The organism is Bacillus sp. MMSF_3328 (genome assembly GCF_030733525.1).
Taxonomy (GTDB): Bacteria; Bacillota; Bacilli; order Bacillales; family Cytobacillaceae; genus Bacillus_AB; species Bacillus_AB infantis.
Genome location: NZ_JASHIV010000004.1, coordinates 129,229 through 152,223, shown reverse-complemented (window position 1 = coordinate 152,223; position 22,995 = coordinate 129,229). Strand labels below are relative to the sequence as shown.

Annotated in this window: 31 protein-coding genes and 1 pseudogene; 11 read left to right on the top strand and 21 right to left on the bottom strand. The window is 46.1% G+C overall.

What is annotated here, in order from left to right:
- Positions 1 to 75 precede the first annotated feature (75 nt).
- The 5 genes from RBB45_RS09330 (at position 76) to RBB45_RS09310 (ending at position 3,662) form a co-directional block, all read left to right on the top strand.
- A complete protein-coding gene (locus RBB45_RS09330) occupies positions 76 to 402 on the top strand; it encodes a hypothetical protein (protein WP_009792402.1) in 327 nt (108 codons plus the stop codon).
- 197 nt (positions 403 to 599) lie between these two features.
- Positions 600 to 1,547: an L-lactate dehydrogenase gene (locus RBB45_RS09325; protein WP_306009493.1), complete on the top strand. Its 948-nt coding sequence runs from the start codon at positions 600 to 602 to the stop codon at positions 1,545 to 1,547.
- A gap of 277 nt (positions 1,548 to 1,824) precedes the next feature.
- Positions 1,825 to 2,538, top strand: coding sequence for a 2OG-Fe(II) oxygenase (locus tag RBB45_RS09320; protein WP_009792404.1), 714 nt, complete (start codon positions 1,825 to 1,827; stop codon positions 2,536 to 2,538).
- A gap of 11 nt (positions 2,539 to 2,549) precedes the next feature.
- Positions 2,550 to 3,371 (top strand): SPL family radical SAM protein, encoded by an 822-nt coding sequence (locus RBB45_RS09315; protein ID WP_022543301.1) that lies wholly within the window; start codon positions 2,550 to 2,552, stop codon positions 3,369 to 3,371.
- Between the two features lie 108 nt (positions 3,372 to 3,479).
- Positions 3,480 to 3,662: a DUF1272 domain-containing protein gene (locus RBB45_RS09310; protein WP_009792406.1), complete on the top strand. Its 183-nt coding sequence runs from the start codon at positions 3,480 to 3,482 to the stop codon at positions 3,660 to 3,662.
- A 220-nt stretch (positions 3,663 to 3,882) separates the two neighbouring features.
- Here the strand turns inward: RBB45_RS09310 and RBB45_RS09305 are convergent, their stop codons facing one another.
- Positions 3,883 to 4,221 carry a hypothetical protein gene (locus RBB45_RS09305; RefSeq protein ID WP_022543299.1) on the bottom strand — a complete coding sequence of 113 codons (339 nt, stop codon included), beginning with the start codon at positions 4,219 to 4,221 and terminating at the stop codon, positions 3,883 to 3,885.
- Positions 4,222 to 4,315: 94 nt separating this feature from the next.
- Between RBB45_RS09305 and RBB45_RS09300 the strand changes: the two genes are divergently transcribed.
- Complete coding sequence (locus RBB45_RS09300; RefSeq protein ID WP_022543298.1) at positions 4,316 to 4,627, top strand: hypothetical protein; 312 nt, start codon at positions 4,316 to 4,318, stop codon at positions 4,625 to 4,627.
- 56 nt (positions 4,628 to 4,683) lie between these two features.
- On the opposite strand, the gene RBB45_RS09295 is transcribed toward RBB45_RS09300, so the two are convergent.
- The 3 genes from RBB45_RS09295 to RBB45_RS09285 all read right to left on the bottom strand — a co-directional run bounded on the left by RBB45_RS09295 (position 4,684) and on the right by RBB45_RS09285 (position 6,965).
- Positions 4,684 to 5,700: a S66 family peptidase gene (locus RBB45_RS09295; RefSeq protein WP_009792409.1), complete on the bottom strand. Its 1,017-nt coding sequence runs from the start codon at positions 5,698 to 5,700 to the stop codon at positions 4,684 to 4,686.
- A gap of 15 nt (positions 5,701 to 5,715) precedes the next feature.
- On the bottom strand, positions 5,716 to 6,210 hold the full coding sequence (locus RBB45_RS09290) for a GNAT family N-acetyltransferase (protein WP_094768044.1): 495 nt from the start codon (positions 6,208 to 6,210) through the stop codon (positions 5,716 to 5,718).
- Between the two features lie 458 nt (positions 6,211 to 6,668).
- On the bottom strand, positions 6,669 to 6,965 hold the full coding sequence (locus RBB45_RS09285) for a hypothetical protein (RefSeq protein WP_224952140.1): 297 nt from the start codon (positions 6,963 to 6,965) through the stop codon (positions 6,669 to 6,671).
- Positions 6,966 to 7,100: 135 nt separating this feature from the next.
- Here RBB45_RS09285 and RBB45_RS09280 point away from each other — a divergent pair, with 135 nt between their 5' ends.
- Together RBB45_RS09280 and RBB45_RS09275 are read left to right on the top strand one after the other, a co-directional pair.
- A complete protein-coding gene (locus tag RBB45_RS09280) occupies positions 7,101 to 7,634 on the top strand; it encodes an alpha/beta hydrolase (protein WP_263625798.1) in 534 nt (177 codons plus the stop codon).
- Complete coding sequence (locus RBB45_RS09275) at positions 7,595 to 7,831, top strand: alpha/beta hydrolase (RefSeq protein WP_318246888.1); 237 nt, start codon at positions 7,595 to 7,597, stop codon at positions 7,829 to 7,831. The genes RBB45_RS09280 and RBB45_RS09275 overlap by 40 nt, the downstream gene beginning before the upstream one ends.
- Before the next feature lie 47 nt (positions 7,832 to 7,878).
- On the opposite strand, the gene RBB45_RS09270 is transcribed toward RBB45_RS09275, so the two are convergent.
- Positions 7,879 to 8,052 carry a hypothetical protein gene (locus RBB45_RS09270; RefSeq protein WP_009792415.1) on the bottom strand — a complete coding sequence of 58 codons (174 nt, stop codon included), beginning with the start codon at positions 8,050 to 8,052 and terminating at the stop codon, positions 7,879 to 7,881.
- Between the two features lie 88 nt (positions 8,053 to 8,140).
- Positions 8,141 to 8,986: a P-loop NTPase family protein gene (locus RBB45_RS09265; protein WP_224952138.1), complete on the bottom strand. Its 846-nt coding sequence runs from the start codon at positions 8,984 to 8,986 to the stop codon at positions 8,141 to 8,143.
- Between the two features lie 153 nt (positions 8,987 to 9,139).
- Between RBB45_RS09265 and RBB45_RS09260 the strand changes: the two genes are divergently transcribed.
- Together RBB45_RS09260 and RBB45_RS09255 are read left to right on the top strand one after the other, a co-directional pair.
- Positions 9,140 to 9,655: a CBO0543 family protein gene (locus RBB45_RS09260; protein WP_224952136.1), complete on the top strand. Its 516-nt coding sequence runs from the start codon at positions 9,140 to 9,142 to the stop codon at positions 9,653 to 9,655.
- A gap of 84 nt (positions 9,656 to 9,739) precedes the next feature.
- The gene (locus RBB45_RS09255; RefSeq protein WP_009792418.1) at positions 9,740 to 10,189 is read left to right on the top strand and encodes a MarR family winged helix-turn-helix transcriptional regulator; all 450 of its coding nucleotides are present in this window, start codon (positions 9,740 to 9,742) and stop codon (positions 10,187 to 10,189) included.
- A gap of 36 nt (positions 10,190 to 10,225) precedes the next feature.
- Here the strand turns inward: RBB45_RS09255 and RBB45_RS09250 are convergent, their stop codons facing one another.
- The 11 genes and pseudogenes from RBB45_RS09250 to RBB45_RS09200 form a co-directional block, all read right to left on the bottom strand.
- On the bottom strand, positions 10,226 to 10,651 hold the full coding sequence (locus tag RBB45_RS09250; RefSeq protein ID WP_009792419.1) for an organic hydroperoxide resistance protein: 426 nt from the start codon (positions 10,649 to 10,651) through the stop codon (positions 10,226 to 10,228).
- A 118-nt stretch (positions 10,652 to 10,769) separates the two neighbouring features.
- On the bottom strand, positions 10,770 to 11,159 hold the full coding sequence (locus tag RBB45_RS09245; protein WP_224952134.1) for a hypothetical protein: 390 nt from the start codon (positions 11,157 to 11,159) through the stop codon (positions 10,770 to 10,772).
- On the bottom strand, positions 11,156 to 11,365 hold the full coding sequence (locus tag RBB45_RS09240; protein WP_009792421.1) for a helix-turn-helix transcriptional regulator: 210 nt from the start codon (positions 11,363 to 11,365) through the stop codon (positions 11,156 to 11,158). The genes RBB45_RS09245 and RBB45_RS09240 overlap by 4 nt, the downstream gene beginning before the upstream one ends.
- Positions 11,366 to 11,508: 143 nt before the next feature.
- Positions 11,509 to 11,950 (bottom strand): annotated as a pseudogene (locus tag RBB45_RS09235) (NUDIX hydrolase).
- Between the two features lie 10 nt (positions 11,951 to 11,960).
- Positions 11,961 to 12,584: an alpha/beta family hydrolase gene (locus RBB45_RS09230; RefSeq protein WP_224952132.1), complete on the bottom strand. Its 624-nt coding sequence runs from the start codon at positions 12,582 to 12,584 to the stop codon at positions 11,961 to 11,963.
- A gap of 77 nt (positions 12,585 to 12,661) precedes the next feature.
- Complete coding sequence (locus RBB45_RS09225) at positions 12,662 to 12,853, bottom strand: hypothetical protein (protein ID WP_224952130.1); 192 nt, start codon at positions 12,851 to 12,853, stop codon at positions 12,662 to 12,664.
- A gap of 43 nt (positions 12,854 to 12,896) precedes the next feature.
- Positions 12,897 to 13,907 carry a GNAT family N-acetyltransferase gene (locus RBB45_RS09220; protein WP_224952128.1) on the bottom strand — a complete coding sequence of 337 codons (1,011 nt, stop codon included), beginning with the start codon at positions 13,905 to 13,907 and terminating at the stop codon, positions 12,897 to 12,899.
- A 68-nt stretch (positions 13,908 to 13,975) separates the two neighbouring features.
- Positions 13,976 to 14,392 (bottom strand): hypothetical protein, encoded by a 417-nt coding sequence (locus RBB45_RS09215; protein WP_094768038.1) that lies wholly within the window; start codon positions 14,390 to 14,392, stop codon positions 13,976 to 13,978.
- Positions 14,393 to 14,502: 110 nt separating this feature from the next.
- Positions 14,503 to 15,981 (bottom strand): aldehyde dehydrogenase family protein, encoded by a 1,479-nt coding sequence (locus tag RBB45_RS09210; protein ID WP_022543295.1) that lies wholly within the window; start codon positions 15,979 to 15,981, stop codon positions 14,503 to 14,505.
- A 103-nt stretch (positions 15,982 to 16,084) separates the two neighbouring features.
- Positions 16,085 to 16,735 (bottom strand): PspA/IM30 family protein, encoded by a 651-nt coding sequence (locus RBB45_RS09205; RefSeq protein ID WP_022543294.1) that lies wholly within the window; start codon positions 16,733 to 16,735, stop codon positions 16,085 to 16,087.
- Positions 16,736 to 16,740: 5 nt separating this feature from the next.
- Positions 16,741 to 17,256 (bottom strand): hypothetical protein, encoded by a 516-nt coding sequence (locus RBB45_RS09200; RefSeq protein ID WP_224952126.1) that lies wholly within the window; start codon positions 17,254 to 17,256, stop codon positions 16,741 to 16,743.
- A gap of 226 nt (positions 17,257 to 17,482) precedes the next feature.
- Between RBB45_RS09200 and RBB45_RS09195 the strand changes: the two genes are divergently transcribed.
- Positions 17,483 to 18,469, top strand: a complete 987-nt coding sequence (locus RBB45_RS09195) for an NAD(P)-dependent alcohol dehydrogenase (protein ID WP_224952124.1) — start codon at positions 17,483 to 17,485, stop codon at positions 18,467 to 18,469.
- A gap of 28 nt (positions 18,470 to 18,497) precedes the next feature.
- On the opposite strand, the gene RBB45_RS09190 is transcribed toward RBB45_RS09195, so the two are convergent.
- From RBB45_RS09190 to RBB45_RS09175, 4 genes are all read right to left on the bottom strand, one after another.
- Positions 18,498 to 19,412: a peptidoglycan recognition protein family protein gene (locus tag RBB45_RS09190; protein ID WP_224952170.1), complete on the bottom strand. Its 915-nt coding sequence runs from the start codon at positions 19,410 to 19,412 to the stop codon at positions 18,498 to 18,500.
- Positions 19,413 to 19,636: 224 nt separating this feature from the next.
- A complete protein-coding gene (locus RBB45_RS09185; RefSeq protein WP_009792434.1) occupies positions 19,637 to 20,725 on the bottom strand; it encodes an NAD(P)-dependent alcohol dehydrogenase in 1,089 nt (362 codons plus the stop codon).
- Between the two features lie 192 nt (positions 20,726 to 20,917).
- The gene (locus tag RBB45_RS09180) at positions 20,918 to 22,303 is read right to left on the bottom strand and encodes a sensor histidine kinase (protein WP_009792435.1); all 1,386 of its coding nucleotides are present in this window, start codon (positions 22,301 to 22,303) and stop codon (positions 20,918 to 20,920) included.
- Positions 22,293 to 22,967: a response regulator transcription factor gene (locus RBB45_RS09175; protein WP_022543291.1), complete on the bottom strand. Its 675-nt coding sequence runs from the start codon at positions 22,965 to 22,967 to the stop codon at positions 22,293 to 22,295. Before RBB45_RS09175 ends, RBB45_RS09180 begins: the two co-directional genes overlap by 11 nt.
- Between the last annotated feature and the right edge of the window lie 28 nt (positions 22,968 to 22,995).

Genomic DNA, 22,995 nt, shown 5'->3' with positions numbered 1-22,995 from the left:
CTCCGGACATTCCTGCAAACGGAAAGTTTAGAGGCCCCCTCTAATTAGGTAAACAAAGAACAGAGGTGATGAAGAATGACATTGAAAAAGATAGGGACGCTTCCCGAATTGGTGAAGAGGGCGGAAAATGCGGCTGGTTCCCGTTTATACATCAGCCAGGAGGAATCCTCTCGTCCTGGTGCTGTTCTCGGGGACGAAGACAGTCCCAGCGGCTCCGCGATGGGTCTGGAGCTTAGTCTCCTTCTCCAAACTGGCTCTGAACAGCTTTACTACAGCAATAAATACGATGAAGAGGATCTTTACGAAGCCGACCTTGGTTTCCTGGAAGGATTGAAGGAAAATACAGATCACACCCTCCTCTCCCCCTCAGATTTCAGAAAAAGGCTGGAAAGTGCTGAATAAAGGGCTCTGAAGCTGCTTTAACGGTTATGACAGGATCATAACCGTTATTCCGCAGAGAACTTGTGAAAAATTTCACAAAATAGCCATAGAGTTTGTGAATTATTTCACATTTTTAATATATAATAAAAGTATCTTAGTTAACCGCCTCGCGGGAATAGCAGACATATAACTCTTACAATTGAAGGGAGAAATTCGAGATGAAAACAAACAAAGTGAACAGGGTTGTTGTAATTGGCACTGGAGCTGTGGGCTGCAGCTATGCATACTCAATGGTCAACCAGGGCGCCGCAGAAGAAATTGTCCTGATAGATGTGAACGAAGCTAAGGCCGAAGGTGAAGCAATGGATCTTAATCACGGAATGCCGTTTGCCCCTTCCCCAGTCAGACTGTGGAACGGAACCTATGATGACTGCAGGGAAGCTGATCTTGTCGTCATCACTGCAGGCTTGCCCCAAAAGCCCGGTGAAACAAGGCTTGACCTTGTAGCGAAGAACACCGGCATTTTCAAAACCATTGTCAAACAGATTATGGCGAGCGGCTTTGACGGCATTTTTCTGGTCGCAACAAATCCGGTTGACATCCTGACATATGTGACGTGGAAAGAATCCGGCCTCCCGAAGGAAAGAGTCATCGGATCAGGCACCGTACTTGATTCAGCCAGGCTGCGCTTTAAGCTGGGCGAGTATTTCAAAGTGGATACAAGGAATGTCCACGCAGCCATCATCGGAGAACACGGAGATACAGAATTCCCTGTTTGGAGCCATAGCAGCATTGGAATTGAATCTCTTGGCAGCTTTTTGAAGCGCAAAGAAGACGTGAACCCGGACTGTCTCGAAAAAATATTCGTCAATGTACGTGATGCAGCCTACGATATCATTCAAAGAAAAGGTTCGACCTATTATGGGATCGGAATGTCACTGGCCAGGATTACGAAAGCAATCCTCCATAACGAAAATTGCATCCTGACCATTTCTGCTTATTTGGACGGTGAGTATGGAGAAAAGGACCTTTATATAGGTGTTCCCGCCATCATCAACCGGGAAGGCATCCGTGAAATAATTGAAATCGACCTGAATGAGAAAGAGAAAGAGCAGTTCAGCACCTCTGCGAAAGTATTAAAGGAGATTATGGCCAGTACACTTTAATTCAAATAGGAGCCGGCAAACCGATGCCGGCTTCTTTTTGTTTTAGATATATCAAACTACTCTTCTCCTTTCTTCATATCCTTAGATTTTGTTTCACTGTCTTCCGCAGATTAAGCCCAATGGAAAGTAGTGCGGTAACAGCGGCAAGCACAATCATCATACTACTCCTTCCTAAATATCAGTTCAAATATCCTTTATTTACCACTATATAACTCATTCTTAATACAAGACTTTGCTAATAATAGAACATATCATTAGAAATAAAGGAGGCCGCAGCATGGACAGCGAAATGGGCAAAAAGATAAGCACACTTGATTGGGAGGCGCTTCATCAATCCTTGGATGAGGCTGGATTTGTAAAATTAGGCACCCTCCTATCCCCCGCGCAATGCGATTCTCTTATCGGTATGTATGAGGATGAAAGCCTTTATCGAAGCACCATCAATATGGAGCGCTACCGTTTTGGGGAAGGTGAATACAAGTACTTCGCGGATCCCCTTCCCCCTCTTTTGCAGGAGCTCCGCTCAGCTTTTTACCCTGAGCTTGCGAAAGCTGCCAACCGCTGGCTTGCCTTGCTTGGCAAAGAGCCTGCCTATCCCGGCACCCTGGAGGAATTTCTGGAAGAGTGCAGGCAGCACGGACAGGAACGGACAACCCCGCTTATCCTGAAATATGAGCAGGGAGGCTACAACTGCCTGCACCAGGATCTTTACGGAGATGTGTTTTTTCCTTTCCAGGTATTATTCACTTTGAGCAGAAGAGGACAGGATTACACCGGCGGTGAGTCTCTTCTCGTAGAACAGCGTCCAAGAGCGCAAAGCCGCGGGCATGTAATTACGCTCGAACAGGGTGAGGCCCTGATTTTCCCAACGAGCAGCAGGCCGGTCCAGGGGAAAAGAGGCTACTACAAAAACACTGTCCGCCACGGTGTCAGTACACTCTCCTCTGGTACCAGGTATGGATTGGGAATCATCTTCCACAATGCAAAATAAGGATGATAACAATGAAAGCTAATATAGCTTATAAAACACCTAAGACCATTTTGACAAAAGGCACCGGGTTCCTTTCCGGCTACAGCCACTCACTTAACCCTTATACAGGCTGTGCGTTTGGCTGCTCCTACTGCTATGTCAGAGAAATGCCAGTCTCCATCTTCCGCAGCGAAGAATGGGGCAGCTGGGTCGACGTAAAACAGGGTGCGGCAGAACTGCTTGATAAAGAAATAACAAAAGCAAAACAGAAAGGCCCTGTGACCATTTTTATGTCTTCCAGCACAGACCCCTATCAGCCGGCTGAGCACACAGAGAGAATTACCCGCTCCCTGCTTGAAGCTATGGCAGAAAACCAGCCGGATTTCTTGTTTGTCCAAACAAGAAGCCCCCTTGCAGCAAGGGATGCGGATCTGTTTCAAAAGCTTGGAGAAAAGGTCCGGATCAGCATGACAGTGGAAACGGACAGCGAGAGAATAAGAAAGCATTTTACGCCCTCCGCCCCGCCGATCCCCGCAAGGCTGAAGGCCCTGCGGGAGCTGAAGGAAGCAGGAATACCCGTCCAGGCTGCCATTGCCCCTATGCTCCCCAGCAGTGAGAGGTTTCCGGAATTGCTTTTCCCCATTGTAAACCGGATCTGCATCGATGATTATTTTATGGGAGATGGAAGCGGAGGACGAAGAACGGAAAAGATCGGCATCCCTTCTCTTTACGAAGAACTGAATCTAAAAGAATGGTACAACCGGACCGCATACAGGAAACTATATAAGCGATTTACAGAAGTATTTCCTCCGGAAAAGGTTCTGATCAGCAAAGAGGGCTTCCTTCCGCAATAAGGTTTTCAGCCGCTGCTGACCCCGGAAAATAGTTGGGATCTGACCCTGAATGATTGCCTGAATTTCTGCTAATCTTAGCTATGAAAATAGACGGATGGAGGGCTTTCTATGGGTTTGGAAATGAGAAAAGAATGTGAAAGATGCAGTGCTCCTTTGAGGTTGGACGATACAGCTTTTATATGCGTATATGAATGCACTTTTTGCCGGGATTGCACGGAAGAGATGGAGAATATTTGCCCGAACTGCGGCGGCGAGCTTGTCAAGAGGCCAAGAAAGACTGCTGCTGGATGAAGAAAGCTGTTTTTGCCGGCTTGGATAGCGTTCTTCAAGCCGGTTTTCAGACAATATGGCGCTGGGAGAGCCGGCAGCCTGCCCCTTTTTGAGCTCATTTTATTAATCGGCCTGATAATCTGCCAAATTCGACGGTTATTCTACCGATTCAGGGCATAATCTACCGACTTCATACGTTATTCTACCAACTTCACCAGTTAATTTACCAACTGCCTCTTTTTTAGTCCTTCCCCTCTAAAAACGCCTGTGCCTCTTCTACCTCGTTCGTTTCCAGCATAAGCTTTTTCATTTCACTTCCCCCGGTCTCAAAAATGAATATGGCCGGGACCTCTTCAAAGGAATACTTCGAAAATTCTTTGCGGGCCTCTTCAGGATCAGCAATATACCGGAGCTCGCCAACCGGTCCGCCGCTGCCGGCAAAATCGCTGAATGCTCCGCTCAAATCCTCATTACCCCCTATGATAACGACTTGATAACTTCCCGAAGATTGGCCGGATGCTCCGCATGCAGCCAGAATGGCAGCGGCTGCCAGAAAGAGAAACAGCACTATTCGTTTCATAATTTGCTTCACTCCTTTTTGTTAGATTTTAGCAGGATTATCATAAGGATCACTGAATAGTTAAAAGAACTTAATGGTAAGGAGAATATCTTTCATGAAATATAAAAAAGAGAAACTGGTTCTTGCCGGTATAGTGATCATTTTCCTGCTGCTGCATTCAACCCCTCACCTTGCTCTCAGGACCCATGTTTTTATAAGCGGCTATCCAGGTGCTGCTTTGACTTCAGGCATTATCGAGGATGACTACCATAACAAAGCAGATTCCAAGAAATTTGCCAGGCTTAACGGCAAGGCTTATACACTTACAGATCCTCCAATTGAAAAAGCAACTGAAGGCCTTTTAAGAAACTATCTTGTAAGGAAATTCGGCTTCCTTTATTTTGCTGAGTATTATGGTGAAACTTAAATGCCATGCCTCATTAAGGCACGATTAAAAAGGCAGACTCCGCAGCCTGCCTCTTCTTATGCTTTAAAATGCTGAACTATGTTGCCTTTCCCGTCCCGGACCTCAATTTCCGCGTATGCTCCGTTGATCAAAGTGACCTGCGGAGGGACATGGCCGCAGTCGATGTCATAAATAACGGGCACTTCAAGCTCAGCTGAAAGCTCTTTATATACATCCTCTGCAGTATAGCCGCCAACTGCTGTGTTGGCGCTGCTGCGACCAAACATGATTCCCGCACAGTCTTCAAACCAGCCGGCCATCTTCATATGAACCAAAGTCCTGCGCAGATCGGTTGTTGTCATTTCACAGTTCTCAAAATACCAGACAATAGGATCCCCGCCAAGGTGCTCCCGCTGAAATTCACGGACACGGCCGTAAGGGGTGCCGATCAGATGCCTGATAACATCAATGCATCCGCCGAGCAGCCGGCCTTCCATCCTCTCCGGACTGCCGGATATAGATTTCCAGCTCGTCGGCTCTGTTAAATGAAATACATATGGTGAAGGATTCTCATGCTGCCATTCTTTCTGATAGTTGCTGGAAGATTCCTGTTGGACCGATCCGCCCTCTTCTGTTTTCAAAACATCCAGCCATCTGGCTGTTGTTTCATCCATTTGCTCACCGCGCAGGTCGGCAAGATTGGTTCCATGGGCCGTCGCCATCCCGGTCATCAAAGTGACGGCCAACAGTAGCAAACTCGTATCCGAATAGCCTAATATCCACTTTTCTTCCATTCCGGCGAAATCCACTTTATCCAGAATTTCTACTAAAAGCTCCCCTCCCCACGGAGGAATGATTAAGTCTATCCCGCTGTCTGCCATCATTTCATTGAATTCATCCGCTCTGACTGTCGCCGGGGCCGACTTTGCTTTTTCCTGTGTCCACAGAGTGTCCCCGCACTTTACGCGGAATCCCCTTGACTCCATGCGGCTGCAGGCGGAGCGGATCATGCCGTGGAGCTCTTCCGGCACTCCTGACGATGTTGCTGTTACGCCAATTACGGCCTCTTCCTTTAAAATCGGATATTTGATCATGATTTCATTCCCTTTCTAAAGCTGCATGTGCAGCACATACTGCTCGCCCTTTTTTCCGGTGATTCGAAGGCCCTGGTCAATGAAACCAGCCTTTTTATAGACATGCTGGGCCGCATGATTGCTGTGATTGACCCCAAGGACGATTTCATTTTTATCAGGAAAATGCTTTTTTACAAAGTCAGGCAGGAGCCTCAATGATTCACCCGCAATCCCTTTCCCCTGATAGCTGGAGCTGATCGAGTAGGCGCGAAGCAGGATCGCCTGTTCATTCGGGCTGTACTTGATGGCCCCGCCCTTGCCATGAAGGACGAAGAAGCCTGCTATATCCTCTCCATATTGAATGATAATAGGATGGCGGTCATCCTCCTGCAGGCAGGCCTCAATCGCAGGAACCGGCATTGAGGTAAAGGCGAGCTGCTCTTCCGGGAGCTGATAGCCCTTAAGCCGCGATTCATCTTCGTTTTTATAAAATTCAAGGGAGACTGTTTTTATCAGTGCTGTTTTTTCCATGTAAGATCACCTTCTATCTTTCAGGCCCCGATGCCGCAATTACCTTAGGGTACCCAGCCTTTCGTTAAAGAACGTATATTCGATTAGGCAGGCTCTTATTCCTGCTAATTCCTCAATATTTTTATAAAAAAGCTCAATGAAACACACATTACATATTTTAAGCTCTGATTGCGGGTTCCCCGCCCGTCCATAAAAGAGCGGACCTTCCCCGACCTGAATGAGGGAATCAGCGACAGGCCGAAAAATTAGCGGAGAAATTTCCCTTATTTTCAAAAAAGCTCAAAATATAGCTCTAATAGACGGAGAAATTCCGGCTATCGATTAGAAAAACAGGAAAACGGGCTACTGCGCTCCGCTTAACCGGAATTTCTAATTAAAACACCCCATAATAGCCTTTTATGCAAACCTGCAGGGTTTCAATAGCCCGGAGAGTTAACATCATTAAATCCCGCTTCCCATCAATGGCTGCCCTCATGCCCTGGAAATGTAATGCTTGTTATGACAGGATCTTTATATCCATACCATTCATAAGCAATGTCGTAGATTCCGCCCACTTCAATCAGATTCCAGACATTTTCGTCCTCGACCATCAGCTTCCGCCCATTAAGGAGAATATAATATTCTGTGCCCTCTTTTCCTTTATCTTCAACTGCCGCCGCTTCTGCTTCTCCTGTATGTATGATGAAATGGTTTCCGGCAAGCAGGAAGAAGATGATTAGAATAGCAGCCGCAGCCAGCACTCTATACCTTTTCATTTGAAACCCTCCCATAGCTTTCCTTCATATACGTGCTGAGCACAGGGAAGGTTTCAGGCTGTACACGCAAATCTGGAACCTTCTCCTTTTTTAAAATACAATAAGATATATATCCAGCGGGCAGGAGGCTTTTTTATGAAAAAGATCATTAAAGTTGCCCTTATCATTGTTTTAGCTGTTATCATCGCAGGCGGTGCGGGATTTTACATTTGGGCCCAGGCAACGTATAAACCGTCTGAAGAACTCTTTAAATTAATCGGTGAAGAAAATATCCGGCATGAGAATGATTGGATTGTCTTTGATCCGGGTGCAGTGAAGAAAGCAGGGATCATCATTTACCCTGGAGCCAAGGTGGAGCCAGAGGCATACAGCTATTTGGGCGGGCGGCTTGCTGAGAATGGGTACCTGGTGCTGGTGCCGGAAATGCGCCTGAATTTCTCCATCCTCGAGGGAAATAAAGCAGACGAACTAATCGAGCATTATCCAGAGATTGAGAGATGGTATATTGGAGGACATTCCCTCGGAGGAGTTTCCGCTGCTACTTATGCGTTTAACCATGCGGACCAGATTGATGGGGTCATCCTGCTCGTTCCTATCCAAGCAGCGGCTCTGACTTTTCAGATTCCACGATGCCCATGCTTTCGATCTATGCGGAAAAAGATGGACTGACCACACCCGGGAAGATTGAGAAAACACGGCATTTGCTTTCTGATGGAGCAGACTTATATGGAATAGAAGGCGGCAACCATGCACAATTCGGCATGTATGGACCTCAAAAAGGAGACAATCATGCTAGCATTCCGCCTCAAAGACAGCAGGATTTAATAGTAAAAGAAATTTTGAGGTGGCTTGAAGCCCGTTCCTGACCAGGATTATTATTACTGTCCTAAACAAAAAAGGGCCTCAATGGCCCTTATACCTTCTCCTTTATCTGCCTAAGCTCTTCCTCGAGCAATGAGAGCCGTCTGTTGATGCTGTTTATCTGGGTTTGAACATCATTGTTGGATGTTTGGCCTGCATTGTCTCCACTTACTTTATCTGCCGCCGTTTTAATTACTTTCGTGAGGTCATCTTTATTGAACTTCAATTCTAATCCCCCTTGCCTGTTTTTTGGGGATATTCCCGGACAGCTGCTTTATCAAACACATCAGGCTGTTTTGGTATAGGAATTCTTCTTAAATTACGCCTTGTTCCTTCAGCACCTGCCTGATCATTTCCTTATGGCTGTCCGGATCGAACCAGGAATTATTCACCACAGCCTTTTTCAGATCAAGCTGCTTCATCGTGTCCAGCTCCAGCTGCTTCCTTGCATCCAGTACCTTCAGCGTTCCCTCCAGGCCTTTCCATCCGCGGCTGAGTCCGTACCCTTGGCCAGTGTAATATTCGGTGAAGCCCTCGAACCACTCTGCCGGCCTCTCTTTCACAGCCTTTCTGAAGGCCGACTCAGGATCGTCCTGCTCCAGATAAATAAGAAGCGGATCAAGTTCTTTAATCGTTTCGCCAAGCCGCTTAACATAAGCCATGATTTCATTTGCCGGCTCATTGTACTTGATCATCCCGATGGTTAAAGGATTCTGAATGAAGCAGCATTCGAATATATACACCGCATCTCCATTTGCTTCTTCTGCAAAGCTGAGCCAGCTGGCCTCCATCAGCTCCATATGCAGCTTCATAGGCAGTTCGTAAATATCAGTCCGGATAATAGGATCCAGCAGGCCTTCAGGAAATGCATCAGGATATTTCCGTTTCATTTTTTCATATAGAACTAGATAATAGCCATTCTTTTTGATTGTATATTGTTTAATAAGTTCTCCTTGGCCGCCTGCTTCCTTCAGCAGTTTCTCCATCTCTGCTTCCGCCGCATAAGCGACTCCATCATAGTCGGCAGGATGGTCGAGATTGCCTTCCAGAAATAATCTGGTCTCCAGCCCTGCCTCATCGAGTATCTCTTTTGTATATCTGGCAGTTGTTGACTTACCGAAACCGGGAAGCCCCTCAACGAGTATTAGTTTGGTTTTCATTCTTTGCACCTCTGTTGTCTTGGGATAAACTTTTGCTTTCTTCTAATTCGCCGCCAGCTGGCGTATTTCCTTTTTCAGCAGGCCTTTGGGAGCAGGTTATTTTCCAGGTTATTGGAAAACCTATTCTTATATCATTGATAAGAGGGTAAAAAAATGCAGTCATCATTCGTTATATTTTTCATTATTGCAGGGCTCGTCCTTGGAGTCTGGAGAAGCTTTGCACAATACTACAGCACGCTCTTATTCTGGATTATTGCCAATCTTGTTTATGAGCTTCTCCTGTATAATTATCGGGTCTGGGAATTCAAGCCTGTTTGGATTGATCATTTATTATTGCCTACTCACAATTCCATTTCGATGGCGATTGCTTTTATTATCTACCCTTTCGTCCTGCCCATTTTTCTCGGGCGGCTTCCGGAAAAGCTGAAGGCACAGGCTGGCTGGATTCTTCTTTGGTCAATCTTGTTCACTGGTGTGGAGCTCATCGCCTATATAAATGACAGCATTATTCATCATCATGGCTGGTCCTTCCGCTGGTCCTTTTTGTTCAATATCGTGACCTTCACACTTCTGATTGCCCATTATCGCAAGCCATGGCTCGCCTGGCTCCTTGGCGGGATTTTTATAGCAGCTCTCTATCTTATATTTGATGTTCCGACTCCCTATTAAGGAAAACGGTATGCAGTTTAGTTTATTAAATATAGTGCGGAGGTTATAGTATATATACAGACTATAACGATAAGCGGTGAAAAAATGACAAACGAGTACAGCCAGTTAAAGCTCGAAAATCAGCTTTGCTTCCTTCTTTATGCTGCTTCAAGAGAGATGACCAAGCAGTATAAGCCACTTTTAGATAAGCTTGAAGTCACCTATCCTCAATATCTTGTCCTTCTCCTTCTTTGGGAAAAGAAAAGCCTGACCGTAAAAAAACTGGGGGAGCTTCTCTACCTCGATTCCGGCACCCTTACACCCATGCTGAAGAGGATGGAGCAGCAGGGGCTCCTGAACCGGGAGAGATCTGCTGAGGATCAGCGCTCTGTATTTGTAACACTGACAGAAAAAGGAATATCTCTTCAGGGTCAGGCAGAATCCATCCCTGGGAAGATCTTCGAAATGAGCGGCGCAAACGAAGAGGAATACAACTCGCTGAAAACCTCCCTTCTGCAGCTTTTACAGATCCTTCATCATAAACATGAGCAATAAAAAAGGATGCCAGCCAAGCGGGCATCCTTTTTTATTTTACTGAACTACTTCAAGCTGAACTTCAATATTCCCATTCACAGCTTTTGAATATGGGCAGACCCCATGTGCTTTCTCTACCAGTTCATTCAGTAGGCTGTCCTCGATGCCTGTTCCTTTCACCTGCAGAACAACCCCGAGCTTAAAGCCTTGATCGCTTTCGTCTTTTAAAAGACTAACATTTGCAGTCACTTCAGATTGAAAAGAGACTCTTTCTTTCCTTGCAACCATCTGCAGCGCACTGTCAAAGCAGGCTGCATAGCCGGCCGCAAACAGCTGCTCAGGATTTGTAGCTTCAGGAACTTCCTTTTTTCTTGGAGTTCCGGGCATCGCTACATCCAAAGCCAAATTCCCTTCTGCTGATGAAACCCGGCCTTCTCGTCCGCCAACTGCTGTTACTGATGCTGTGAATAATGGTTTTGTCATGTGAATCACTCCTGTATTTTAGTTGTGTACAATTAAATTTTATAAAATCAATAACGAAATATCAATGTTTTTGCTCAAAAATAAAAACCACAGCAGGCACTGTGGTTTTGGAATGATATTAATCCGCAAATCTTTTAACAAGTACATATTGGATGATTGGATACGTAATATAGGCGATACACAAAGCGATAAAAAGTGTGTAATTCTCTCCCTTGCTGACAAGGAAGAAGTCGATGATCCATAACAGCATTAGTGCCGCTAATACAACATAATAGCTGACTCTGGCACTGTCCATAATGATTTGCCTGCCCATTTCATCTTTCTGAACTTCCTTCCTCGTTCCCCATGTGATGAACTGGACCCATCCAATCAGCAAGGCGATGATCACGAGCAGCTCTGCTGACCCAATAGATGCTCCATCAATTTTAATATAACTGATGAAGGTTCCCCCAAAATAAAGTGTTGCCGCTATCAGTAATACGAGCGCTGCTATTTCTTTACCTTTCATCTCTCATTCCCCCTGCTCCTAAAATGGAATAGCTGATCCACTGTCATGCCAAGGGACTCTGCCAGCTGAAAGGCAAGTGCAAGGCTGGGATCATATTTATTGTTCTCGATTGCATTAATCGTCTGGCGTGAAACGCCGCATGCTTTAGCCAGCTCTTCCTGGGAAAGGCCGCTGCTTTTTCTCACTTCTTTGATTTGATTTTCCATTCACACCACTCTGCCGTATTTTTGTCAAACATGTTTTACATTTACAGAATAACATGACAGGATTTTACATGTCAAACATGTTTTACATTTCCCTAAAATAAAAAAGAACCGCAGAGGCTCTTTTTCACATGAAAGAATACTTATTAGATATATCCTGTCTTTTCAAGCATTTTCCGGGCTGTACTATTCAGTGATGGAAGGGAGTGCAGGGGGAAGTAGGCCAGCTCCAGGCTTTCTCCGTCTTTTTTTAAGATGCCCTCTATGTCAACCGCTTTATAGACTGCCGTTGCATTATAAATTTCATCTCCATGGGGAAATTGATAATAAAACTCTTTCCCTGAGACGAGCGACAGCAGCTCCAAAGATTGGGGCCGTTAAGCCCGTTTCCTCGAAAAGCTCTTTCCGTGCCGTCTCTTCAAAAGAATCGCCCAATTCCATCCCGCCTCCAGGAATCCCCCAATCCAGTGTATCTGACCTCAATTGAAGCAGAATCTCTCCCTTATCATTGAGAACGATGACCGCTGAACCGGGAGCAATGATTGGCTCTGTACCGATATATTTCCGTAAAGATTGAATATAATTCATAGGAACTCCTTTAGAAAGACTGGAATTGACGAATATCAGAAATGATGTTCTTTAACAGATCGATAGATTGGATGGGATCACCGCTAAGTTCCAGGCTGTGATCGCCTCCCTCCACTACTTTAATAGAAAGATTGGGATTCCCTTTAATCCTTTCAATCCGTTCCCAAGTGAAAAAAGGATCCTGATCCCCAATGATACAGAGCCCTTTATGGCTGCCCGCCGCCATGCTAGTCAATACAAACTCTTTTTGAAGCAAAGGGGTCAGCCATACTGCTTTCGCATCCAGAAAGCTTTGATCCTTCAATAGATAAGGCAGTGCCATGGTTCCTATCGATTTAGCAGCGATATAATAATGGTCATACCCTTTATTTTTCAGTGCATCTTCAATCGCAGGCCGGACCGCTTCAGCCAGGCCTTCTCCAGATAAGGCCATCTGCTCTTCACGATTAAATGTGTAGTTGAGATGAAGAACATCGAAGCCCTTGGAGTAAAATAACCCTGTACAAAAATGAAGCAGCGGAGCCTGTGCCGTATACCCTGCCCCCGGCAAAATAATCGCCAGGCTATCAGCTGTTTCTTTTTGCTCTATTAATCTGGAAGAAATTTTAGCATGATTTACTTTGTTTGCTGTCATAAGGACCCTCCTTCGGACGCTGTGATTTTCACATAAATAAATGCTCTGTCTGCTGACCCTCAGCCGACAGGCTCTTTCTAATAGAAAAAGATAGCCAGAATAATAAACAATAAGACCGTAAAAATAACCCCAAACAACAGCTGCCACAATAATTGCCTGAACTTTTCATTGTCGGTTTGAGCTTCTTCCCCGTCCTTAAGAAGAGATAAAATACCCGAGGTGAACATGGCATCCCAGAGCTTCCAGGTTTCCCGCTTTTTCTCATTCATAGCCTTCACCCTTTCTAAAAAGTACAGAGGTCTTTCAGCCCATTTATTCTGTCTTTGCCTCCATAAAAACATTCCCGTTCAGCTGATATTCTTCAATTAGGTCATCAGACAGCCTGATGGCTTCCTTCCAATTGTCTGCCGGAGCTGCAATCATCATTCCTTCAGAACCAGTCCAAACACCGTCCTTATTGAATTTTTGAATTGTAAGCCGGCTAAAGGACTTGGCAGCATGAATCTGGCCAAAAGGAATGATTTCAGTATTTGAAATGCCATTCTTGTGAGGGAAGTGGACATAGGATACGTGTGCAGAATTGTTTTGATCAAATTTCAGCTCCAATTTCCTGTCCTCGGGCGGCACAGAAATGCTTTGCCCCTCAATCTCAATCTCAATCGTTCCTTCAAAGATTCTATCCCCAGTCATTGTAAAGCGCTGCTGCCCGTCTATTTTAATATTAACTTTCTTTCCATTCTCAGCTTCTCCCAACTGGTAAATCAATCCGCTCAGATCCCTATGAATGTTTTTCGGAGAATAATACCAAAACGCAATACCCAGTATGGCAATTACAGCCGCGAGGAAGTACTTCTTCATCGAAACCCTCCCATATAGCCAGGTTGATATCTTACTTCTATAAGTACTTCTTGAATCCTTGCTCACTGCCCCGTCAAATCCCTCATGTTCAAAAAACTGATGGGCCATTTGCCGCTTGGAGCTGCTTAACAGCATAATTCTATGGCAATCCAGCGATCTGCAGTAATTCTCTGCATATTGCAATAGCTTCTGCCCAATCCCGCAGCCGCGATGATGTTCATGAACCACAAAGTTCTCAATTACGCCATAAGGCCTTAAGCCATGCAAGGCCTGCAGACATATATTGAGTGTCAGCGTTCCGAGAAGGATTCCTTCTTCATCGTAGACAAGCAAAAAATTATTGGGGTCAGTTTTAATTATCTTAATTTGTTCTCCCAAAACATTCCTTTTCCTGCTATGAGGAACCAGCATTCCATAAAGTTCGGAAATTTGCTTCTGATCGGCTTCTTCGGCTTCACGGATCAAAGAGCCCTGCCTCCCTTTTAAAAAAATATCAGTTAATGGAGAGATTCTATCCCCCCCTATCACCTTATTCAAGCAGCACGCCTATTCATCACAAGCTGATAACTATAGAAAAGCAGGCCAATGATGTACAGGCCAATCAGGCTGAAAAAAGAAACTTCATTTAAGTAACCAAGCAGTGCCAGTGTAATGGTGCCAATGGAATATAGCCCAATCATTAAATTGAATGCTTTGGATTTTGCCTTTTGGACGATTTTTTCACTTCCTTTGTCCTTTTCTTTCAAAGTTTCAAATCTTTTATCCATAATGAACATAATGCCTGCAAACAAAAGCATGATCCCAAGGAAACTGACTGCGATTGGAACTAAATCCATCCTTGTAAATGGAATGTTTAGAACGTCTGCTCCAATGATTCCGAAGATTATTCCCATAGCTGTAAAAATAAAGCCGGCCGCAGCAAGGAACCATGGCCATATCAGCCTCTTCATAGCACAACTCCTTTATACAAGTTTCCATAATTATACATTCGCGTTCCAACTCTGTAAACTCACAAAAAACGAAGACTGCTTCTTTAGCAGCCTTCGTTTTTTTTCGTTCATTATTCTGGGATATATGGCAGCTCCAATGTCTTCGGGATATTGATGACATGCACTTCGAGATAGGATTTCAGCCCTTCTTTGCCGTATTCGCGGCCCACACCGGACTGCTTTACGCCTCCGAAAGGAAAGCGGACATCAAGTCCCTGTACGGCAGCGGTATTGATCATTGTGGTGCCGGCCTCAATCCTGCGTGCAACCTTGATCGCTTCTTCTTCATCTCCCCAGACAGAGCTGGTCAGTCCATAAATGCTTTCATTATGAAGCTGGATCACCTGCTCTTCGTCATCATAGGGAATGATCGGGACAGTCGGCCCGAATTGCTCTTCCACTACGATCGGGTCATGCGGATCTGCACCGAGGACCAGTGTGGGCTGAAGGAAGTAGCCGTTGTCCATCAGATCCGGGTCAAGGATTTTGCCGAGCTGGATGACTTCTGCACCCTTGCTCCTTGCATCCTCAACCAGACTTTTCACATACTTCACCTGTCCAGGGTTATTGACCGGCCCGACGGTTACTTTCGGGTTAAATGGATCACCAACCCGGATCCATTTATCTGCGGCTTCCCTGTATTTCTCCACGAAACTTTTATAAATGGATTGATGCACATACACTCTTTTGGCAATCATGCAGATCTGGCCTGACGTCAGGAAGTTGGAGATGACCATACGGCGCATCGCCTTCCCATCATTAACATCAAAGCTTGGCAGCACGATGGCAGCATCATTCCCGCCCAGCTCAAGTGTCATTTTCTTGATCGTCTCAGAGGCAGCCTTCATAATGCTCTTAGCTGTTTTAGTTCCGCCAGTAAACGCAATTTTTGCTACCTTTGGATTGGATGTAAGCTCAACCCCGACATCTGCCTCCCCATGAACAAGATTAAGGACCCCCGGCGGGAATTCGGAAGCAATGATCTCCACCACCCGGCTGACAGCAAGGGGCGCAAATGGGCTTGGCTTCAGCACCATCGTATTTCCTGTCAGCAGTGCAGGGGCTATTTTAATCGTTGATAGCGATATCGGATAATTCCACGGCGTGATGGCTGACACCACGCCGATGGGATCATAGGTAATAAGGGTTCTTCCGTTGTCATGCTCCTTCACCTGCGGTTCTGTTACCTCTTTTACATTCTGGCAGGCAAATTCCATCCACATCAGGGAAACGGCAATCTCCCCTTTCGAATCCCACAGTGCCTTGCCATGCTCCCGCGACAACAGCTCCGCAATTTCCGGGGTGGCATCTTTGATTTTCCGGATAGCGCGCTCCATACGTTCGACCCGGTCTTCTACCTTGCTGACTTTCCACCCGCTGAATGCATCGTAAGCCGCATCAATGGCCTTGATAGCTTCTTCCTTTGTATTTACAGGTGCATATCCTGCGATTTCCTCCGGATGGGCAGGATTTTCACGGGGAAAGTTTTTCCCAGTCGGTGTTTTCTCTCCATTTATGATTGCATCAATCTTTACTGGCTCCCTGTTCATCAAAGCATAGCCTCCCATAATCATAGATAAGCCTTAGTATGATGAAATCTTCAAGGATATATTCCCAAAATTTGAAAAAGCAAGGAACCGGAGTCCCTTACCTTTATCCCTTTGTTTTCAGCTTTTCCAGCTCAAGCTCCACTTCATCTGCCAGATACGGGCTGACAGACGGTTTATAAGCATTAGCAGAGAGCAGCCGCCCTGCCTTTATATAAGATTCCTGTTCAAGTACCTTTTCTTCCATTCTGGCAAACCCGCTAAGAGCCTGTTCCGCCTTAAAGGAAACTGTGCTTTCCTGTATGTTCCTGATGGCTGCTGCAGCCTGATAGCGGGCTGCCAGCTCATTTTTCTTCAGCTTCAGCTCTTCATATTGCTGGTGGAGCCATTCAAGCTGCCCTGCCAGTTCATTTGTTTTTTCCTGAATCATTTCATATTGCTGGACGTAGACCGAAAGTTTCCGCTCGCTGACGATCTTCTCCTGCAAGGCAAGCTTTGCAATATCTTCCTCACCCTTTGATACGGCCAGTTCCGCCTGTCTGTTGCGCTTCTCTGCTGTTTCCTGTTCCGATGCAATCAGTAACGAGTATTTCTGTTCAACAGCATACTGCTGGGCCATTGCCTGCTTTCCTTTTTCCAGCTGTTCCTCCACTTCCCTTATATACTGCTTCAAAAGGCTTATTGGATTCTCCATTTTATCAACTGCATCATGCAAGTCAGCAGTAACGATGCGTTTCATTCTTTTTAATACGCCCATTTCTCCTATTCCTCCATTTTCGTTTTCTGTTCCCACTCATCCAGGAAGTCTCTGTTTCCCTGAAAGACGGTGCTTGTCCAATCATATGAAAAAGCGGCCGTCTCCTCATTTCTGCGGATTTTATAGATCGTGTACAGTCCAATGAGTGCCACTGGAATGAACACAATCTCAGGAAGGAGCAGGAATAACCCCAGACCCGCGAGAAGTATGCCAGCCCATTTCTTCAGCCCCCCATTTCGGGCCGTTTTCCATAAAAGAAAGCCTGCTGCAATCAAAAGCAGCTGCAGGATAACCGCCATAAAGCTTCCTGCCTGCATCCAGGGGTGAGGCTGCGCGGCTGATGTAAACTCGATCACATGCTGGTGGAATCCGCGGCCCCGGTGATGAGGAGCAAAGTGGATCTGACCCTCTGCTGCCATCGGCCTTGAAGCTTGTCCATAGAACCAGCCCTCTGCTGATTTATAAATGGCGTATACTCCGGCAGCACCGATAGCGCCTCCAATAAGCATCTTCATTTTCATTTTCTTCACCTCCTTGTTAGTTGATGGCTGCAAAGAGAATATTAAAGTGCTTAGGAGAAAATCTGGTGAAAAAAACAGATTTTTTCAGGAGATATAAGAAAGACCAATCTGGTCCTTGTTCTTCTCGCAAACGCATAAATACAAGATATATTTTTCCTAAAGCAATAGTCTTATTCATTAGTTTCAGGAATATCTTTTTCCCAAAAGAAAGAGAAGGAGGCACAAAATGAAAGCCATCATAAGCGAAAAATATGGCTCGCCCGAAGTACTAAAATTAGCAGAGATTGATAAGCCCGTTCCTGGAGATGATCAGGTCCTGGTTAAGATACATGCTGCTTCCATCAACTTTGGCAATTTGGTTTTATTGAAAGGGGAGCCGTTTCTTGCGCGTTTTGCCTTTGGGCTTTTCAAGCCGAATTACCTCATACCCGGCGGGGATATGGCCGGGGTGGTAGAAGCAGCAGGCAAAAAGGTTAAACAGTTCAGGCCTGGCGACAAAGTGTTCGGCGATCTTTCGGGGAGCGGCTGGGGCAGCTTTGCGGAATATGCTGCTGTTCCGGAAAGTTCATTAGCGCTGATGCCTGCAGGAATATCCTTCACGGAAGCAGCCGCTGTGCCGATGGCAGCTGCCACTGCCCTGCAAAGCCTGCGTGATAAGGGAAAGATTAAAAAGGGGCAAAAGGTGATGATATACGGAGCATCCGGAGGTGTCGGAACATTTGCCGTACAGATTGCCAAATCCTTCGAAGCTGAGGTAACCGGGGTGTGCAGTACAGGGAATATAGATATTTTACAGTCGCTTGGCGCTGACCGATGCATCGATTATAAGAAGACAGACTTTACTATACTCAATGATCAGTACGACCTGATTCTTGGCGTGAACGGGTCTAATTCAATAAGGACGTACAGGCGTTCATTGCGGCCAGACGGGCAGTTTGTCCATGTCGGCGGATCAGGCAAGCAGATGTTTCAAGCTTTGATGATGGGTCCGTGGGTTTCCTTAACAGGAAGACAAAAGGTGGGCAGTTTTCTTCAAAGGCACAATCAGAAGGACCTGATATTTTTGGCCGATCTTATTGAAGAAGGCAAGGTGCGGCCAATCATTGACCGCATCTATAGTCTTAAAGACGTTCCGGAGGCATTCCGGTACTTTGCTGAAGGGCATGCACGGGGAAAGGTCGTTATATCTATGTCCCATTCCTCCAGTGCATGATTACTCTTAGAAGTCCAGGCCTTTCCTACTACTGAATGGAAGCCGATATTTCTTTCATTTTCCTCACCACCAGCGGATAAAAGCCTTTCTTGGCGTCCTCAGTGGAATTCCCGCCGAAGAATTCTGTTCCGGGACATGTCTTGACTGCATGTCCGCTGCTTTTGTCCAGCACTTTCTCACCGGTGTTAATATCCCACCAATGATGATAGGTGATGGTGTCCACTGATGGGGAAAGGTCGTATTTGAGCATAAGCAGGGCTGTAACTGCAGTGATGGTCTCCTTTTGCTCTTTTGTCATTTTGTTTTTGTCAAAATTGCCGACATTTTCGATTGCTATGCTATCTGTTTCAATCCTGTGCATGGCGGCTTTATTCTGCAGTCCGAATGACCCTTCAGGTGCAGTATTGAAGGATCGCCCGACAGCTACTTTTCCATCCGGGAAAGTGGTCAGATGCTGGCTGATATCACTCCAGCCCATTCCTGTCACATGATATTCTTTCATGCCTTTCAGCATGGAAAAATGGTTGCTCCCGTTGAATTGCTCGTAGGAAGGCTGAAATGTATGATGCTGCTGGACCTTGCCGACCTTCCTTGTGAATTTCTGATTGAAGATCCAATCCTGGAATTCTTCTCTTGTCATCAGGACAAACTGCCCTTCCATTTGAAGTTTCTTCGGCGGTATTCTCAGTTTCTGCCCCGTATAAATCCGGTCAGTTGCAAGCCGGTTCACTTTCTTTATGGCCGCGGCATCAGAGCTGAAGCTCTGTGACAGCTTCCATAATGTATCTCCGGATTTCACCTCATACATGATGGGCACCCGCAGTTTCTGGCCCGGCAAAAGAAGGGACGTCTGCAGCCCGTTGATTTTCTTTAATTCTTCAGTTGTTGTCTTATAAATTTCCGATATTCTCCACAAGGTATCCCCCCGCTTTACATCGTACATGTTTCGGGGATTATTCGCTGCACTGGCGGGGGCAGCCAATGCCGAGGCTGATAGAAGAACGCTAAGTAAAACAGCTAGTTGTTTTTTCATCTGTGATGTCCTTTCATTGTGATTCCATCCTGCTATTAGTTTGGTTGTCAGCAATGAAATTATTCCCGCCAGCTCTCCCCGCTGCACTGTATACAAATAAACCCCCGCCGCAGGCGGCGAGGGTTTATTCTCTGTTATCCAATTTTGACAATCGGCTTGATCGCAAGGCCTTTTTTAGAATCTTCAAAGGCCTGGTTGATGTCGCTGAAGTCATAGAATTCCACTAGTTTGTCGAATGGGAACAGGCCATTTTTATAATAATCGACCAATTGAGGGATGAATAATTGCGGCACAGCATCTCCTTCGATGACGCCGACCATGGTTTTCCCTTCTGCCATGATTTCTTCATGAACATTGATTTCCATTTCCGGCGTCACACCGACGATTGCCAGCGTCCCAAGCGGACGGAGAGCCCGAAGCCCCTGGCGCACCACAACCGGAACTCCGGTGGTTTCAAGTCCGTAATGCACTCCGCCATTTGTAATTTCTTTGATGCGTTCAACAACATCTTCGTTTTTGCTGTTGATGACATGTGTAGCTCCAAGCTCTTTTGCTTTTTCGAGGCGGCTGTCATGGATATCAATGGCGATGATATGCCTGCATCCGGTTATTTTGGCCGCCATGATGCCGCTCAAGCCTACTGCCCCTGTGCCGTAAACAGCAATGGATGTTCCAAAATCCGGTTTCAGGCGGTTCAATACTGTTCCGCTTCCGGTTTGGATGCCGCATCCTAAAGGTCCAAGCAGTGCCAGATCAACATCTTTGTCGACCTTAACGACATTTCGCTCATTGGCAACTGCATATGTACCAAAGGAAGATTGCCCAAAGAACGTAGAAAGGTTGCGGTCATTCTGATGCAGGCGATGGGTTTCGTCTTCCATTTTGCCGCCGAAGTTAAGATCATTGAATTCGGTGCAGACTGTCGGGTGGCCTGTCAGGCAGTTTTCACAATGCCCGCATGAGGCAAAAGAAAGCACAACATGGTCTCCCGGCTCGATTGTTTTTACGCCGGCGCCTACTTTTTCTACAATCCCGGAACCTTCATGGCCCAGTACAACCGGATAAGGAGTCAGGCCCAGATCACGAGCCACTGCATCTGTATGGCAGACGCCGGAAGCAATGATTTTAATCAGGACTTCATTTGCCTTTGGTTCAGCCAGTTCTACTTCTTCAATCTTGAAGTTTTCTCCCTGGCCATGGGTGACAGCTGCTTTAATCTTCATAAGAAGTTCATCTCCTAAAATAAATGGTATATATCTCCACCTCAAAGTATCCAGTTCAGACTATTACCTTTTGTCACATCTATATTTTAAAGTACAAAACACCGATCCCTAGTTATTTCGAAATACTAAAAAAAGCAGGTACTCATGTACCCGCTTTTTAGTATGGCAGTTAAAGAACCATTTCAATCATACTTAATTGTTTTTTTCAAATGGTATCACGACACGGAATTCTGTTCCTTCCCCAGGTTCGCTTTCCACAGTGATCCTCCCTCTATGAACATCTGCAATCCACTTGGCGATTGAAAGCCCGAGCCCGTGTCCGCCTTCCTTTCGGCTCCTGGCTTTATCTGCCCGGAAGAAGCGGTCAAATACCTGGGCCTGCTCCTCCCTGCTCATGCCCATCCCCGTATCTTTTACCGAGAGAACAAAAATGCCTGACTGCTTCTCCCGCTTCACACCGAGATTCACGCTGACTTCTCCCCCAGAGGGGCTGTACTTGATAGCGTTATCCACCAGAATATATAAGAGCTGGACAAGCATCCCGCTGTCAGCATGGACCATTACCTGTTCAGGAGCGTGGAGTGAGAGCCTGATCTGTTTTTCAGCCGCAAAACTTTCAAAAGAATCAAGGACCTGCGCGCCCAATGGACGCATATCCTCCCATTTCCGTTCCAGCACTGCACCATCAGCAGAGTCAGATCGGGCCAGGGTCAGGAGGTCATTGATCAGCTTAGTCATCCTTTTTACTTCATGCTTCAGTCCATTCATCATTTTCCTTGTAAAAGGATCCGGATCCTCCAGCTCCATTTCAATCGCTTCAACCGAAGAAAAGATAACACTCAGCGGGGTCCGGAGTTCATGGGAGGCATTCGCCACAAATTCACGCTGCTGATTATACGACTTCTCAATCGGGATAAGCGCCCTCCTTGACATCATCCGGCTGAGCCAGACACCAATGCCGATAAAAACAGCGGCCAGGCTGCTTAAAACGATGACCACCCATTTAAAAATGGTATTTAAATTAGATATATCCAATCCGATATACATCATCCCGGCTGCCTGTCCATTTATAATGACCGGCCTTGCAAGCATAAGGACCCTGATGTCAAAGTCCCTGAACTGGCTGTAGTCGGCATCATCTTCGGGAATCTGGAGTGTCTTCTGCCTGATTTCACTCTGGCCGGGGGTCCAGTTTTTTACAAGGTCCAAAAACAATGGCCGCAGCGGGCCAAAACTTTCATTGGCACTGACCAGGCTGCCATCCCCGGCAGCAACATAATAAAACAGCTGATTCTCACTGAGAAACACCTGCTTGTCTCCTTCCCTTTGCTGAGGCCTGTGCCGGCGGAAGCCATCCTCCTGAAACTCATTTGTTTCCCGGTTAGCCAGCTCCGTAATTTTCCGTTCCTGGTCGGCATAGATGACACCGTATAAAATAAAGAGGACAATGATAACAAATATAATCAGAAAAAGAGTGATGATGCCGCTGTAGAACAGTGTCAGGCGAAGGCTGGTCTGGCCGAACACCTCCTGAGGCAGCTTCTTTTTCCATCTATCCAGGAAAGGTCTAGGCTTCAATTTTATACCCCACTCCGCGGATGGTTTCAATGAGGCTGTTTGTACCGTGCTTATCTATTTTCTTTCGCAGCAGCTTGATGGTCGCATCAATCGTTTTCATTGAAACATCTGATTCAATGCCCCATATCCGGTCCAAAATCATCTCTCTTGTCAGGACCTGCCCTTTATTGCGCAGGAGCATTTCAAGAAGCTGGTACTCCCTCGGGGTCAGGAAGATTTCTTCTCCGTTCAGGAACAGCGTATGGCTCGTCCGGTTCAGCTCAAGACTTTTCCATTGGATAACATCCTCCTGAAGCGGAGCAAGCATCCTCCGCGATAAAGCCTTCAGCCGGGCTGCCAGCTCATCAATTTCAAACGGCTTAATCAAATAGTCGTCAGCGCCTGCTTCAAGCCCTTCGACCCTGTCAGAGACTGCATCCCTCGCAGTCAGCATTAAAATGGCACCGCTGTATCCTTCCCGGCGCAGCCGGCGGCAGACGGAAATGCCATCTCCATTCGGCATCATCCAATCCAGGATGAGCACATCATAATAGGAAGCCTTTGCATATTCATAAGCATCCTCGCCTTCCATCACCCAATCTGCTTTTCCAAACCCTTTCTTCTTCAGCAAATGGACGATCAATTCACCAAGATATTCATCATCTTCTGCAAGCAGTATTTTCAATATGTCCACCTTCCCGCAATTCTGTATG